The following is a 15,025-nucleotide window of genomic DNA, read 5'->3' on the forward strand; positions in this document are numbered from 1 at the left end:
CGCCTCCCTGACGAAAAACGTTTTTGCCTGAATGGAAAAAGCATGGACAAGCTGAGTGCATTGAAAATGTTCGTGGTCACCGCGCAGCTCGGCAGTTTCAGCCGCGCCGCCGAGCAACTGGGCAAGACCCCGTCGGCGTTGACCAAAGCGGTCAATCATCTGGAGTCCGAGCTGGGTGCGCGGCTGTTCGAGCGCAGCACGCGGCGGATTTTGCTGACCGAAATCGGTCGGCTGTATCTGGAAACCGCGCGGCAGGTGTTGCAACGGCTGGATGAAGCCAGCGAGGAAGTCGAGCAACTGCAGCACGGTCTGCGCGGCAGCCTGAAAATCACCGCGCCGCTGGCCTATGGGCGGGCGTTTCTCGATCAGGTGTGTGACGGTTTTTTACAGCAATACCCGCAGATCAGCCTGCAAGTGGATTTGTGCGACGAGTTCGTCAATCTGCTGGAAAGTGGTTATGACCTGGCGTTGCGCGAGGGCCACGACAACTTGCCGGGGCTGATTGCGCGGGTGGTCGGCAGCAATCGACTGGCGTTGTGCGGCAGCCCGGAATATCTGGCGCGCAAGGGCTTGCCGGTGACGCCGCAAACCCTAGAACAACATGAATGGCTGTTGTATCGGCACCCGTTGCTCAGCCGCGAATTCTGGTGGGCCGAGCGTGACGGTCAGCGCCTGAGCCTGACGCAGCTGGCCGCACCACGATTGCGCAGCGACAATTACGACTTGCTGCTGGCCAGTGCGCTGGCCGGGCGCGGTTTGCTGCACACGCCGTTGTGGAGTGCTGCGCCGTACATCGCTGATGGGCGACTGGTGCGGGTGATGGCCGATTACGATATCGACCCGGACAGTTTTGGCCCGCACATTCTCGCGGTGTATCCGAGCCATCGGCGGGCCACGGCCAAAGTGCTGGCGTTTATCGACTTCATCACCGGTTTTTTGGCCGAGCGTGATTTGAGCTGATTTTCCCTGTAGGAGCTGCGGCACGCTGCGATCTTTTGATCTTGTTTAGCCAGCCTGACTGGCGGTCGTTGCCAGAAAAATCACAAAAGAGTACAAATGTACTCCATGACGACCCTGACTCCCCGCCGTACCGCCATCCTGACTTTTATCCGCGATCGAATCGCCGAACACGGTCAGCCCCCAAGCCTCGCTGAAATCAGCGAGGCTTTTGGTTTTGCCTCACGCAGCGTGGCGCGCAAGCATGTGCTCGCGCTCACCGAAGCCGGGTTTATCGAGGTCAATCCCCATCAGGCCCGGGGCATTCGTTTACTGGGGCAACCTGCACGTCCGGAACTGCTGGATATTCCAGTGCTTGGCCGGGTGGCTGCCGGTGCGCCAATCGGCGCCGATGCCGACATCCATAACCGCCTGATGCTCGATCCGGCACTGTTCTCCCGAACCCCGGATTACATGCTGCGAGTGCAGGGCGACTCGATGATCGAGGACGGCATTCTCGACGGTGATCTGGTCGGCGTGCGGCGCAATCCCGAGGCCGTCAACGGCCAGATCGTCGTTGCCCGGCTGGACGGTGAAGTGACGATCAAGCGCTTCGAGCGCGTCGGCGACGTGGTGCGGCTGTTGCCGCGCAACCCGGCGTATCAGCCGATTGTCGTGCGCGACGATCAGGATCTGGCCATCGAAGGGGTGTTCTGCGGTCTGGTGAGGCAAGGTTGATGGGCGCCGTCGTTGCGTTGGATACGCTGTTCAATGGCGGCCAGGTCTGGAGGGGCCGACCTGCGCCACCGGCCGCCAGCCCGCAACCCACCGGGCACGCCGCGCTGGATGCGGCGTTGCCCAGCGGTGGCTGGCCGGAAGCGGCGCTGAGTGAAATTCTGCTGGCCGGCCCCGGTGTCGGTGAACTGCAACTGGTGTGGCCGACGCTGGCGCGGCTGTCGGCGGCGGGCGAGCGCATCGTGCTGGTAGCGCCGCCGTTCGTGCCGTATCCGCAGGCTTGGGAGAACGCCGGGGTCGATCTGCGCCAGTTGTCGGTGATTCAGGCCAGCGAACGCGATGCGCTGTGGGCGGCAGAGCAATGCCTGCGTTCAGGCAGTTGCGGCGCAGTCTTGTGCTGGCCGCATAAAGCCGATGACCGCGCGTTGCGGCGTTTACAGGTGGCGGCGGAAACCGGCCAGACCCTGGCGTTCGCGTGGCGCCCGTTGAGCGAAGCGGTCAACCCGTCGCCGGCCGCGTTGCGCATCGCCATCGACGCACGGCCCGCGCAACTGCGAGTGCTCAAGTGCCGTGGCGGTCTGGCGCGTACGGCGCCGATTGCCTTCACTGTGGGGCACTGAGGTCATCATGCGTTGGGTGTGTATTCTGTTCCCGCAATTGGCGCTCGACGCGGTTCTGCGTCAGCGTCCCGATCCCGATAAACCCTTGGTGCTGCTCAGTGGCCCGGCCCAGCGTCGGGTGCTGCAAGCGGTCAATCCGGCCGCCCGCGAACTCGGTTTGCGCCCCGGCCAGTCGATGACCGCCGCGCAAGCCTTGAGCAAAGGCTTTGCCACCGCCGATTACGACGGGGCTGAAGTCGAACACTGGCAGCAGTTTCTCGCGGCATGGGCCTACCGTTTTAGCGCGCAGGTCAGCGTGCATTATCCGCGCACCGTGGTGTTTGAAATCGAGTCCAGCCTCGGGTTGTTCGGTTCCTGGACGCAGTTCGAGGCACGCCTGCGCAGCGAGCTGACGGAACTGGGCTTTCGTCATCGCATCGTTGCCGCACCGAATCCGGTGGCGGCGCGGGTGCTGGCCAACGCCTATGACGGCTTGGTGGTGCCCGACGTCGAGGCGTTGCAGCATCATCTCGGCCAACTGCCCATCGACCGCATCGGCCTCGAACCACCCGTGGCCACGGCGCTGTCGCGCATGGGCCTGCGCAATCTGAGCCAGGTGCAGAACCTGCCGCGTCAGGCCTTGGCCCGGCGCTTCGAGGCGCAGATGCTCAAACATCTGGACACCCTGTGCGGCATACGACCGCTGGCGCTGGCGTTCTATCTGCCGCCGGATCGCTTCGATGTGCGCATCGAACTGAATTTCGACGTGCAATCGCATCAGGCGTTGCTGTTTCCGTTACGACGGTTGACCGGCGATCTGTCGGCGTTCCTTTGCGGACGTGACAGCGGCGTGCAGCGTTTCGATCTGCATCTGGAGCACGCCGGCCTGCCGGACACACTGATCAAGGTCGGTTTGCTCAGCGCCGAGCGCGATCCGGCGATGCTCTTCGAACTGGCCCGTGGGCGGCTGGAGCAGGTGCAGGTCGAAGCGCCGGTACGCGGTTTCCGGTTGCGCGCCGAGGATCTGCCGAGTTTCGTGCCGCAGTATCAGGAACTGTTCGATGACCGGCCGCAGCAGACCTTGCCCTGGGAGCAGTTGCGCGAGCGCCTGCGCGCACGTTTGGGCGATGACGCGGTGCAGGGGCTGCGTTTTCAGGCGGATCACCGGCCGGAAAACGCGTGGCAGAACGGCGTCGACAAACAGCGTTGCGCCGGGCTACCGAGTGTTCATCGCCCGGGCTGGTTGCTCGGTGAGCCACACGCCGTGGCCGAAGGTTCGGCGCGCATCCTCATGGGCCCGGAGCGCATCGAATCCGGCTGGTGGGACGGTGACGATGTGCGCCGCGACTATTACCTGATTCAGAACCGCTCCGGCCAGCAGGGCTGGGCCTATCGGGCTGTGGGTGAGGGCGGCCCGTTGTGGTTGCAGGGCTGGTTCGCATGAGCGATGGCTATGCCGAATTGCACTGCCTGTCGAACTTCAGTTTTCAGCGCGGTGCGTCCAGTGCGCTTGAACTGTTCCAACGGGCGAAAAAACACGGCTATCAGGCCTTGGCGATCACCGACGAATGCACCCTGGCCGGGATCGTCCGCGCCTGGCAAGCGGCCAAATCGGTGGAGCTGCCGCTGATTATCGGCAGCGAAATTCGCATCGACAACGGCCCGAAACTGGTGCTGTTGGTAGAGAACCTTGAGGGCTATCAGGCGCTGTGCCGGCTGATCACTCGCGCCCGACGCCGTACGCAGAAAGGCCAGTATCAAGTGCTGCGCGAAGACTTCAGTGAACCGCTGCCCGGTTTGCTGGTGTTGTGGGTGCCGGATGCCGTCGATGAACGGGATGAGGGCCGCTGGCTGCAACAGACCTTCGGTGAACGCCTGTGGCTGGCGGTGCAACTGCATCGCGGACAGGACGACACTCGACGGCTGGCGGCGTTGCTGAGTCTGGCGGCTGAGTTGCAGATTCCCGCCGTGGCCAGCGGTGATGTGCACATGCACGCCCGTGGCCGGCGTGCCTTGCAGGACACCATGACCGCGATCCGCCATCACGTCCCCGTGGCCGAGGCCGGGTTGCGTTTGCATCCGAATGGCGAGCGGCACTTGCGCAGTCTTGAGGCACTGCGCGAACTGTATCCGCCGAGTTTGCTGCAAGCGTCAGTCGATCTGGCGCGGCGCTGTACCTTCGATCTGGGCCAGTTGCGCTATCAGTATCCGAAAGAGCTGGTGCCTGATGGCCACACGGCACGCTCCTGGCTCCGGCAACTGACGAAACAGGGAATCGCCTGGCGCTGGGAGAAAGGGGCGACGTTCACGGTGCTGCGGCAGATCAACAAGGAACTGAAGCTGATTGCCGAACTCGGTTACGAAAGCTACTTCCTGACGGTGCACGACGTGGTGGACTTCGCCCGCAAGCAAAACATCCTCTGTCAGGGCCGTGGTTCAGCCGCCAACTCGGCGGTGTGTTTTGCCTTGGGCATCACCGAAATCGACCCGGATCGCACCACGCTGCTGTTCGAGCGTTTCATGTCCAAAGAGCGCAACGAGCCGCCGGACATCGATGTGGATTTCGAGCACGAACGCCGTGAAGAAGTCCTGCAATACGTGTTTCGCCGTTATGGCCGGGGCCGCGCCGCATTAACGGCGGTGGTCAGCACCTATCACGCCGCTGGCGCGGTGCGCGACGTGGCCAAGGCCTTGGGTCTGCCGCCGGATCAGATCAATGCACTGGCCGATTGCTGCGGTCACTGGAGCGATGAAACACCACCGCATGCACGCCTGCTCGAAGGTGGATTCGATCCGGACAGCGCAATTTTGCGCCGGGTGCTGAGCCTGACCGGGCAACTGATCGGCTTCCCCCGACACCTGTCGCAGCACCCCGGTGGTTTCGTGATTTCCGAAGAACCACTGGACAGTCTGGTGCCGGTGGAAAACGCGGCGATGGCCGAGCGCACGATCATTCAGTGGGACAAGGACGATCTCGATGCCGTCGGGTTGCTCAAGGTCGATATTCTCGCGCTCGGCATGCTCAGCGCGATCCGCCGCTGCTTCGATCTGCTCAGCCGCCATCGCAATCAGAACCTGACCCTGGCAACGATTCCTGCCGATGACAAACCGACCTACGAGATGATCAGCCGCGCCGACACCATCGGCGTATTCCAGATCGAGTCGCGGGCACAGATGTCGATGTTACCGCGCCTGCGCCCGGCAAATTTTTACGATCTGGTCATCGAAGTGGCGATTGTCCGCCCCGGGCCGATTCAGGGCGGCATGGTGCATCCGTACCTGCGCCGCAGAAACAAGGAAGAAGAGGCAACCTATCCCTCGGAAAAACTCAAAGCAGTGCTGGAACGCACCCTCGGCGTGCCGCTGTTTCAGGAGCAGGTGATGCAGATCGCCATCGTCGCCGCCGATTACAGTCCCGGTGAGGCCGATCAGTTGCGCCGCTCAATGGCCGCGTGGAAACGCCATGGCGGACTGGAGCCACACAAGGAGCGACTCGCCGCCGGCATGAAGAAAAACGGCTACACCCCGGAATTCGCCGCGCAGATCTTCGAGCAGATCAAGGGCTTCGGCAGTTACGGTTTCCCCGAATCCCACGCCGCCAGTTTTGCCTTGCTGACCTACGCCAGTTGCTGGCTGAAGTGCCACGAACCGGCGGCGTTCGCCTGTGCGCTGATCAACAGTTGGCCGATGGGCTTCTACAGCCCCGATCAGATTCTGCAGGACGCTCGTCGGCATCAATTGCAGATCCGTGCGGTGGACGTGCGCGCCAGTGACTGGGATTGCAGTCTGGAGCCGATCAGCGGCGCACAACCGGCAATTCGCATGGGTTTGCGGATGATCAAGGGCTTTCGTGAAGACGATGCGCGGCGCATTGAAGCGGCGCGTGCTCGCGGGGCGTTTGCCGATGTCGCCGACCTGGGTGAACGGACGATGCTGGACAGCCGGGCGCAGGCGTTGTTGGCCGACTCCGGAGCATTGCGCGGCTTGGCCGGGCATCGACATCGTGCACGCTGGGAGGTGGCCGGGGTGCAGAAACAGCTTGGGCTGTTTGCCGGATTGCCGAGTCAGGAAGAACCTGACGTGATCCTGCCCAAACCGAGTGTCGGTGAAGATCTGTACGCCGACTACGCCACGGTTGGCACGACATTGGGGCCGCATCCATTGGCGCTGTTGCGCGCTGAACTCAAGGCCCGGCGTTGCCGCAGCTCACAGGAATTGCAGGACGTCGAACATGGGCGGCCGGTCAGTATCGCCGGGCTGGTGACCGGTCGGCAGCGTCCGGGCACTGCCAGTGGCGTGACATTCGTGACCCTGGAAGACGAGTTCGGCAACGTCAACGTGGTGGTCTGGCGCGATCTCGCCGAGCGCCAACGGAAGGTGCTGGTTGGCTCGCAATTGCTCAAGGTCGATGGCCGCTGGGAGCGCGTAGGCGAAGTGCGGCATTTGATCGCCGGACGCCTGAGCGACCTCAGCCCGCTGCTCGATGGCGTTCGGGTACAGAGCCGCGATTTCCACTGACGCCACAAATCCCCTGTAGGAGCTGCCGCAGGCTGCGATCTTTTGATCTTGCTCTTAAAGCAGAAGCAAAAGATCGCAGCCTGCGGCAGCTCCTACAAGGGCGGTGCGAGCTAGTGATTGCCATGTTGCACATGGGAAATGCAAGCCAAATCACTGACGTCAAAAAAATCCTGTCATCAATGATGGCACTTTGGCATAATCCCGCCCCCTTTCCCCGCCCGCCGCAGATTACCGCGTCGGGACACCCTGTTTTTCAATAAGGAATGCACTGTGAGAATGATCTCTCGGATGTTGGTCTCAGGCGTTGCGATTGCCGTACTCGGCACGCTGGCCGGCACTCTCTCCGGATGCGCAACCGAAAGCTCCCGGGCACTGCCGGTAGCCAAGGTTGAAAGCGCCAATCAAGTCTGGACCGGCGTTCGCGTGCCGATGGCCGTGGGCAAGTTCGACAACCGTTCCAGCTACATGCGCGGGATCTTCTCCGATGGCGTCGATCGCCTCGGCGGTCAGGCCAAGACCATCCTGATCACTCACTTGCAGCAGACCAACCGGTTCTCCGTGCTGGATCGCGACAACATGGGCGAAATCCAGCAGGAAGCCGCGATCAAGGGCCAGGCCCAGCGTCTCAAAGGCGCCGATTATGTGGTCACCGGTGACGTTACCGAGTTCGGCCGCAAAGAGACTGGCGACCACCAGTTGTTCGGCATTCTCGGCCGTGGCAAGACTCAGGTCGCCTACGCCAAGGTCAACCTGAACATCGTCAACATCAGCACTTCGGAAGTGGTGTATTCGACGCAGGGCGCAGGCGAATACGCCTTGTCCAACCGCGAAATCATCGGCTTCGGCGGCACCGCTGCCTACGACTCCACCCTCAACGGCAAAGTACTGGATCTGGCCATGCGCGAGGCGATCAATCGTCTGGTTGATGGCATGAACGCCGGTGCCTGGAAACCGGGCAACTGATCAACGCCCATTGCAAGGAGCAACACTCATGAATTTGTCCCTATCGCGGTCGTTACTGGCCCTGACGCTGGCCGCCAGCGCCTTGCTGGCCGGTTGCAGCAGCCCGAAAACCCTTTACCAGTGGGAAGGCTACGAGCCGCAGGTCTACGAATACTTCAAAGGCGAGACACCGAAGGAAGCCCAGGCTGAAGCACTGGAAGCCGATCTGCAAAAGATCCGCTCCACGGGTAAAAGCGTGCCGCCGGGTTACCACGCACACCTCGGTCTGCTGTACCTGAGCATGGGCAAGGATGACCAGATGGTGCAGCAGTTCCGCACCGAGAAAACCCTGTTCCCCGAGTCCGGTACGTACATGGATTTCCTGCTTAAAAACGCCAAGACCGGAGACGCGAAATGATTCCGCGTTCTTTGAAACTGCTGGCCGGCGCCCTGGCGCTGACCCTGCTCGGTGGCTGCGTCAGCCCCAAGACCGTGGACTATTCGGCTTACAAACAGGCTCGCCCGAAGACCATTCTGGTGCTGCCGCCGCTGAACACTTCGCCGGACGTCAAGGCGTCGTACAGCCTGTTGTCGCAAGTGACGTTCCCGCTGGCCGAAGCCGGTTACTACGTGCTGCCGATTGCGCTGGCTGACGAGACGTTTCGTCAGAATGGCCTGACCACCCCTGACGATATCCATCAGGCACCGGCCAACAAACTGCATGAAATCTTCGGCGCCGACGCCGCGCTGTACATCACTGTGACCGAGTACGGCACCCGCTACATAGTGATCAGCAGCGAAACAGCAGTGACTGCCACCGCCAGACTGGTCGACCTGAAAACCGGCACCACCCTGTGGACCGGTTCGGCGCGGGCGTCGAGTGAAGAGGGCAACAACGGCAATGGCGGCGGCCTGATTGGCATGCTGATCACTGCGGCGGTGAAGCAGATCATCAACAGCTCCACCGATGCCGGTCACCCGATTGCCGGTGTGGCGAGCAATCGTCTGTTGTCGGCCGGGCACCCGGCGGGTTTGCTGTACGGGCCACGTTCGCCGAAGTACGGTACCGATTGATCGTTCAGACAGTGAACTGATTATGTGGCAAGGGAGCTGACTCCCTCGCCACAAGTTCTATGTCAGTCAGCCTGCATCTTGAGGCAAAAAGCAGATATTCTGCCCGACGCCAAAGGAGCTTTCGAATGACCGACAAGAAACTGGAAACCACGGTCGACCGCGTCTACCAAGGGGTTTACGCGGCGATCAGCAAGCGTTCGCTGCGTCCCGGAATGAAGCTGGGCGAGGCATCGCTGGCAGAGTTATTCAATGTCAGCCGCACCTCGGTGCGTGCCGCGCTCAAGCAATTGGAGGCCGATGGACTGGTCACCACCGAGCCGAACAAAGGTGCATCGGTGTCGCTGCCGAGCGACGAAGAGATTCGCTCGCTGTTCGAAACCCGTCGCCTGATCGAGATCGGCATCGTCACCGAACTGTGTCGGCGCAAGGACATGCTGGCGATGCAGGATCTGCGCGATCATCTGTTGCTGGAAGATGAGGCGCACAAGTCGGGCGATCACGAACGGCTGATTTATCTGCTGGGCGAGTTCCATCTCAAACTGGCGCGCAGCCTGAACAATCCAGTATTGCTCGACTGGTTCCAGAAGCTGATCTCCCGCGCCTCGCTGTACGCTGCAGCGCTGGATGACGACAGCCACCAAGTCTGCCGTGATGACGAACACCTGCGCCTGATCGAGTACATCGAGGCCGGCAATCAGAGCGCCGCCATCGAGTTGACCTGCATGCACCTCAACGGCATCGAGAAGGCGATTCTCGATGTCGCCGCGAAGATGAAGACCGGCTACCATCCGCTCAAACACCTGATCTCGCTCTGACCCTCGAACGAGGGTGAAATCGGCTATACCTCTTATGAAACCATTGACGCTGAAGATGCTCGAAACAGACGGGCGCAGCGTCAATGGGCGAAGCGGTTGATCGGTCACACAACACAGGAAACCGGGTCAGTCGATGCAGTTCTTATCCGATAGCCATGGCTGTAACGGCTGGCAAGGCGAGATGGCCGGACGCATTTGTGCGTTCGACTGGAGCGACACCGAGCTGGGGCCGTTGCAGAACTGGCAGGCCAGTCTGTGCGGCACCGTGCAACTGATGCTCGCGTCGCCGTTGCCGATGGTCATGCTCTGGGGCCGCTCCGGGTACATGATCTATAACGACGCCTATTCGATATTTGCCGGTGGCCGCCATCCATATCTGCTGGGTGCGCCGGTCGAACTGGGCTGGCCGGAAGTCGCCGAGTTCAACCGCCACGTGGTCGATACCTGTCTGGCTGGCGGCACCTTGTCCTTCCGCAACAAGGAACTGGTGCTGCTGCGCGACGGCGTTCCCGAAGATGTCTGGATGGATCTTTATTACAGTCCGGTGGCCAATGACGCCGGGGTGCCGTCCGGCGTGTTGGCGATGGTGGTGGAAACCACCGAGCTGGTGACCTCCGAACGACTACGCCAGAACGCCGAAACCGCCTTTCGCGCCGACAATGAACGGGTGCGCCTGGCGTTGAATGCCGGCGCGCTGCTCGGCTCGTTTGTCTGGGATGTGAAGAACAACGTGTTGTCGGCTGATGAGCGCTTCGCACGGACATTTTCCTATCCGCCGGGCCAGGATCTGAGCAATCTGCCGCAGGATGTCACGGAGGCGCAGATCCATCCGGATGACCTGGCTTGGGTGCAGGAGCGGGTCAACCATGCGGTGCAAAGCGGCGAGCCGTATAACGCGGAATACCGTGTGTTGCGCCCCGATGGCAGTTATCTGTGGGTGCTGGCCAGCGGCGGTTGCGAGTTCAATGAACAGGGCGAAGCGTTCCGTTTTCCCGGGGTGTTGATCGATATTCACGAACGCAAAAACGCCGAAGAATCACTGCTCAAATTCACCCGCAACCTCGAACAACGGGTGGCCGATGAGGTAGAAGCGCGGCTGGCGGCCGAAGAACAATTGCGTCAGTCACAGAAGCTTGAAGCCATCGGCGGACTCACGGGTGGCGTGGCCCATGACTTCAATAACCTGTTGCAGGTGATCGCCGGCAACCTGCATTTGCTGGCCCGCCACGAACGCGATAACGCCAACGTGCAGCGCCGGGTCAGTGCTTCGCTGGCAGCGGTTGAGCGCGGTGCCAAGTTATCTTCGCAATTGCTTGCGTTTGCCCGCCGCCAACCGCTGTCGCCGGCAGTCTGCGATCCGCAGCAAATCTTCGACGGTGTCGGTGAGTTATTGCAGCGGGCGCTGGGTGAAACCATTTTGATCGACGTTCAGTTGCCGCATGATCCATGGCACATCTACGTCGATCGCAATCAACTGGAAAACGCCATCCTCAATCTCGCGATCAATGCGCGGGATGCGATGCAGGGCGAGGGCACTATTGTGCTCAGTGCGGCCAATACCCGTCTCGACCGCGAGTTTTGTGCCGGCAAAGGCATTGTCCCCGGCGAGTTCGTGCGGGTGGCGGTGAGCGACAGTGGTGCGGGTATTCCGCCGCAAGTGCTGGAGCAAGTGTTCGAGCCGTTTTTCACCACCAAGGCTGACGGGCAGGGCACCGGTCTCGGTTTGAGCATGGTCTTCGGCTTCGTCAAGCAGAGTGGCGGGCATGTCGAGATCGACAGCACCGTCGGTGAGGGCACGCGGGTGCAGTTGTATTTCCCACGCAGCTTGCGCGCGGTTCGCGATGAAGCGCCGAGCATTCATCAGCCACACAGCGGCGGCCATGAACGGGTGCTGGTGGTAGAAGACAATGACGCGGTGCGTGCCTCGGCGGTGGAGTTGCTCAACGAGGAAGGCTATCGGGTGCTGACGGCGAGCAATGCTGATGTTGCGATGCAGATGCTGCTCGAAGGTTGTGACGTGGATCTGATTTTTACCGATGTGGTCATGCCGGGGCTGATCAAAAGCTCCGATCTGGCGGCCTGGGCCAAGGTGCAAAAGCCGCCGGTGCCGGTGCTGTTCACCTCGGGACACACCCGCGACATCATCTCGCGCAATCACCAGCTCAGCCCGGATACGCATCTGCTGGGCAAGCCTTATGGGCCCGAGGCGATGTTGCAGATGATTCGTTCAGTGCTGAGTGCCTGACCTTTACAGGCGAGCACAGTTTTTGTGGCCAGATAAATTACTTGTGGCGAGGGGATTTATCCCCGTTGGAGGGCGCAGCACTCCCTGCATTTTTCAGGTAGACCGCATCCTCAAGTCTTGCGACTGCTGCGCAGCCGAACGGGGATAAATCCCCTCGCCACAGAGAGTATCCATCCTTCAGACAAGGCAACCCGATGACTGCAAAACGCACCTCCCAAGCACCCACCGGCATGGTCCGGGTGCGTGGCGCCCGTGAGCACAATCTGAAGAACGTCGATGTCGATATCCCTCGCGATGCGCTGGTGGTGTTCACCGGCGTGTCCGGCTCAGGCAAATCATCGCTGGCATTTTCGACCCTGTACGCCGAGGCGCAGCGGCGCTATTTCGAATCTGTTGCACCGTATGCGCGGCGGCTGATCGATCAGGTCGGCGTGCCGGATGTCGACTCCATCGAAGGTCTGCCACCCGCTGTAGCCCTGCAACAGCAGCGCGGTACGCCGAGCACACGATCATCGGTCGGCAGCGTGACGACCCTATCCAGTCTGATCCGCATGCTCTATTCCCGCGCCGGCAGTTATCCGCCGGGACAGCCGATGCTGTATGCCGAGGACTTTTCGCCGAACACCCCGCAGGGCGCTTGCCCTGAATGTCATGGCCTTGGCCGGGTTTACGAAGTGACCGAAGCGCTGATGGTGCCGGACCCGAATCTGACCATCCGCCAGCGCGCCGTAGCCTCCTGGCCGTTGGCCTGGCAGGGCCAGAATCTGCGCGACATCCTCGTGACCATGGGCATCGATGTCGATATCCCGTGGCGCAAGCTGCCGAAAAAACAGCGTGACTGGATTCTGTTCACCGAAGAATCGCCAACCGTGCCGGTGTACGCCGGGCTGACCCCGGAGGAAACCCGCGTAGCCCTTGAACGCAAAATGGAGCCAAGCTATCAGGGCACGTTTACCGGCGCCCGGCGCTACATCCTGCACACCTTCACTCACTCGCAAAGTGCGCTGATGAAAAAGCGTGTTTCGCAGTTCATGCTCGGTAGCCCTTGCCCGTTGTGCGACGGCAAACGGCTGAAACGCGAGGCGTTGTCGGTGACCTTCGCCGGTTACGACATTGGTGAACTGTCGCAGATGCCGCTGTTGCAAGTGGCCGAGGTGCTGAAGCCGGTGGCGGCTGCCAGTTATCTGCAGCAGTTCGAGGAGAGCGGCGAAACCCTCAGCCATGCGCAAACCCGTGAAGCCCGTGAGCAGCGAGTGGCCCATGGCGCGAGTGGCCACAGCAACGCGCCGGACGTGCGGCACACGCCGAACCTGTCGCTGGAAAAACGTCTGGCGGCGCAACGCATTGCCGAGGACTTGCTGGAGCGGGTCAGCACTCTGACTGATCTGGGCCTGGGTTACCTGGCGCTGGAACGCAGCACGCCGACCTTGTCTTCCGGTGAGCTGCAACGCCTGCGGCTGGCGACGCAACTGGGCTCGCAGTTGTTTGGCGTGATCTATGTACTTGATGAGCCGTCCGCCGGATTGCATCCCGCCGATGGCGAAGCGCTGTTCGAAGCCTTGCAGCGGCTGAAAACCGATGGCAACACGCTGTTTGTGGTCGAGCATGATCTGGAAACCATGCGCCGCGCCGACTGGCTGATCGATGTTGGCCCAGCGGCAGGCGAGCAGGGTGGGCAAGTGCTGTACAGCGGCCCGCCTGCGGGGCTGGCCGATATTGAACAATCGCAAACCCGCGCCTATCTGTTTGGCGAATCGCAACGCCAGACCCGCGTTGCGCGCAAACCTTCGGGCTGGCTGAAACTGGCGGGGATCAGCCGCAATAATCTGCGCAACCTCAGCGCTGAGTTTCCTTTGGGCTGTTTTACCTCGGTCACCGGCGTTTCAGGTTCGGGCAAATCGAGTCTGGTCAGTCAGGCCTTGCTGGAGCTGGTGGGCGCGCAATTGGGGCGGCCGACGGTTGAGCCCGAGCGGGAAGAACTCAGTCTGGAGGATGACGCGCCGCAGACCAGTGCTGGTCAGGTTATCGCCGGGCTGGAGTCGATCAAACGTCTGGTGCAGGTCGATCAGAAACCGATTGGCCGCACCCCGCGCTCGAATCTGGCGACCTACACCGGGCTGTTCGACAACGTGCGCAAGTTGTTCGCCGCCACACCTGAGGCGCGAGCAGCGGGGTACGACGCCGGGCAGTTTTCTTTCAACGTCGCCAAGGGCCGTTGTCCGACGTGCGAAGGCGAGGGTTTTGTCAGCGTTGAATTGCTGTTCATGCCCAGCGTGTACGCGCCGTGCCCGACCTGTCATGGCGCACGGTATAACCCGCAGACGCTGGCGATTCGCTGGGAGGGTTTGAGCATTGCCGAGGTGCTGCAACTGACGGTTGATCAAGCGGTGGAGGTGTTCGCCGGGCAACCGGGGATTCGTCGTTCGCTGGAGGTTCTGCGCGATATCGGTCTGGGTTATCTGCGCCTTGGCCAACCGGCCACGGAGCTGTCGGGCGGTGAGGCGCAGCGGATCAAACTGGCGACCGAGTTGCAGCGCAATCAGCGTGGCGCCACGTTATATGTGCTGGATGAACCGACTACCGGGCTGCATCCACGGGATGTCGATCGGTTGCTGGAGCAACTGGATACGCTGGTGACGGCGGGGCACACGGTGATTGTCGTCGAGCATGAAATGCGCGTGGTGGCGCAGAGCGACTGGGTGATGGATATCGGCCCGGGGGCGGGTGATCAGGGCGGCAAGATTGTTGCGGCGGGCACACCGCAGAAAGTCGCCGCGAGCAAGAAGAGCCGCACGGCGCCGTTTCTGGCCCGGGCCTTGAGCCGATAACTGCGGCGCCCCGACTGGCCCCATCGCTGGCAAGCCAGCTCCCACAGGTTTACGGGTGCCGCCATCATTTGTGAACGACGCAGAACCCTGTGGGAGCTGGCCTGCCAGCGATGGGGCCATGAGCCACAAACCATTGCTGCCTGATCCCCCACAGATTTTTGCGTCATCCACAGATGATGCGCACACCCATGAACCTGTGGGAGCTGGCCTGCCAGCGATGGGGCCATGAGCCACAAACCATTGCTGCCTGATCCCCACAGATTTTTGCGTCATCCACAGATGATGCGCACGCCCATGAACCTGTGGGAGCTGGCCTGCCAGCGATGGGGCCAT

11 protein-coding genes are annotated in these 15,025 nt (G+C 61.7%); all 11 read left to right on the forward strand.

The window, feature by feature from the left end; translation table 11 throughout:
- Nucleotides 1–42 precede the first annotated feature (42 nt).
- The 11 genes from ACIOZM_RS02835 (at nt 43) to ACIOZM_RS02885 (ending at nt 14,692) form a co-directional block, all read left to right on the forward strand.
- Nucleotides 43–960: a LysR substrate-binding domain-containing protein gene (locus ACIOZM_RS02835; RefSeq protein WP_401209318.1), complete on the forward strand. Its 918-nt coding sequence runs from the start codon at nt 43–45 to the stop codon at nt 958–960.
- A 96-nt stretch (nt 961–1,056) separates the two neighbouring features.
- On the forward strand, nt 1,057–1,674 hold the full coding sequence (lexA, locus tag ACIOZM_RS02840; RefSeq protein ID WP_401209321.1) for a transcriptional repressor LexA: 618 nt from the start codon (nt 1,057–1,059) through the stop codon (nt 1,672–1,674).
- Nucleotides 1,674–2,291, forward strand: coding sequence for a translesion DNA synthesis-associated protein ImuA (gene imuA / locus ACIOZM_RS02845; protein WP_401209324.1), 618 nt, complete (start codon nt 1,674–1,676; stop codon nt 2,289–2,291). Before lexA ends, imuA begins: the two co-directional genes overlap by 1 nt.
- A 7-nt stretch (nt 2,292–2,298) precedes the next feature.
- The gene (locus ACIOZM_RS02850) at nt 2,299–3,714 is read left to right on the forward strand and encodes a Y-family DNA polymerase (protein WP_401209326.1); all 1,416 of its coding nucleotides are present in this window, start codon (nt 2,299–2,301) and stop codon (nt 3,712–3,714) included.
- Complete coding sequence (locus ACIOZM_RS02855) at nt 3,711–6,788, forward strand: error-prone DNA polymerase (RefSeq protein WP_401209328.1); 3,078 nt, start codon at nt 3,711–3,713, stop codon at nt 6,786–6,788. The genes ACIOZM_RS02850 and ACIOZM_RS02855 overlap by 4 nt, the downstream gene beginning before the upstream one ends.
- 276 nt (nt 6,789–7,064) lie before the next feature.
- Nucleotides 7,065–7,751 (forward strand): CsgG/HfaB family protein, encoded by a 687-nt coding sequence (locus ACIOZM_RS02860; RefSeq protein ID WP_401209690.1) that lies wholly within the window; start codon nt 7,065–7,067, stop codon nt 7,749–7,751.
- A gap of 28 nt (nt 7,752–7,779) precedes the next feature.
- Nucleotides 7,780–8,148: a DUF4810 domain-containing protein gene (locus ACIOZM_RS02865; RefSeq protein WP_401209331.1), complete on the forward strand. Its 369-nt coding sequence runs from the start codon at nt 7,780–7,782 to the stop codon at nt 8,146–8,148.
- Complete coding sequence (locus ACIOZM_RS02870; RefSeq protein ID WP_401209332.1) at nt 8,145–8,804, forward strand: DUF799 domain-containing protein; 660 nt, start codon at nt 8,145–8,147, stop codon at nt 8,802–8,804. The genes ACIOZM_RS02865 and ACIOZM_RS02870 overlap by 4 nt, the downstream gene beginning before the upstream one ends.
- A 125-nt stretch (nt 8,805–8,929) precedes the next feature.
- The gene (locus ACIOZM_RS02875) at nt 8,930–9,619 is read left to right on the forward strand and encodes a GntR family transcriptional regulator (protein ID WP_401209334.1); all 690 of its coding nucleotides are present in this window, start codon (nt 8,930–8,932) and stop codon (nt 9,617–9,619) included.
- Nucleotides 9,620–9,752: 133 nt separating this feature from the next.
- Complete coding sequence (locus ACIOZM_RS02880) at nt 9,753–11,864, forward strand: ATP-binding protein (protein WP_401209336.1); 2,112 nt, start codon at nt 9,753–9,755, stop codon at nt 11,862–11,864.
- A 194-nt stretch (nt 11,865–12,058) separates the two neighbouring features.
- Complete coding sequence (locus ACIOZM_RS02885; protein WP_401209338.1) at nt 12,059–14,692, forward strand: excinuclease ABC subunit A; 2,634 nt, start codon at nt 12,059–12,061, stop codon at nt 14,690–14,692.
- Nucleotides 14,693–15,025 lie beyond the last annotated feature (333 nt).

The organism is Pseudomonas sp. NPDC087346, assembly GCF_044744235.1.
GTDB lineage: Bacteria > Pseudomonadota > Gammaproteobacteria > Pseudomonadales > Pseudomonadaceae > Aquipseudomonas.